Source organism: Azohydromonas aeria, from assembly GCF_009760915.1.
In the GTDB taxonomy this organism is placed as follows: Bacteria; Pseudomonadota; Gammaproteobacteria; order Burkholderiales; family Burkholderiaceae_C; genus Azohydromonas; species Azohydromonas aeria.
Genome location: NZ_VIDQ01000213.1, coordinates 1 through 587 on the forward strand (window position 1 = coordinate 1; position 587 = coordinate 587).

1 pseudogene is annotated in these 587 nt (G+C 64.7%); it reads right to left on the reverse strand.

The features are described from left to right. Positions 1 to 112 precede the first annotated feature (112 nt). Positions 113 to 418: pseudogene (locus tag FJ694_RS36595) on the reverse strand (DNA/RNA non-specific endonuclease); the annotation flags it as partial. Positions 419 to 587: the final 169 nt, after the last annotated feature.

The following is a 587-nucleotide window of genomic DNA, read 5'->3' on the forward strand; positions in this document are numbered from 1 at the left end:
GTACGAATCACCGGGCAACGTCACGTTCGTGCCCGGTGTTGGCGGTCGGTATTCCAGCCGGTCGCCCTGTCTTATCCCTGCTTAATCTACTGAACAAGGTGCATCATGAAGTCCACGCCTTGTTCTCCGGCGCCTGGGGAACCATGTTGGCCAGGCTGAAGGACTGCGCCATGGCCTGTGCCGTGGGCATGTCGGCAGCCGGCGCCATGTGACCGCGGTCGAAGCCTGAGCCCTTGTAATCCTCCAGCGTGGCGCGCTCGGCCTGGGGCAGCCGCGCGTCGGCGAAGAACTTGTTGGTGCGTTCTTCGTCTGCAGCGTCGGCCAGCTGCGCCGCGGTGAGCTTCTCCACGGCAAAGATGGGCGTCTTGGTGCGGCCGGAATGCAGGATGGCGAAGGCGTCATAGCAGAGGTCGCGCGGCTTCCTGGCCTGCAGGTCCGGCACACGCGACAGCTGTTCACCGGTAAGCGGTCGCCCTGCGGCGTCCTTCACCGCGGCCTTGCCATCCGAACAATGCCCTCATCGGTAACGCATGAGGAGCGACAAGGATGGAAGCAGGCAGGCAAGTCGTCAGGCGGCGGCGGCTGGA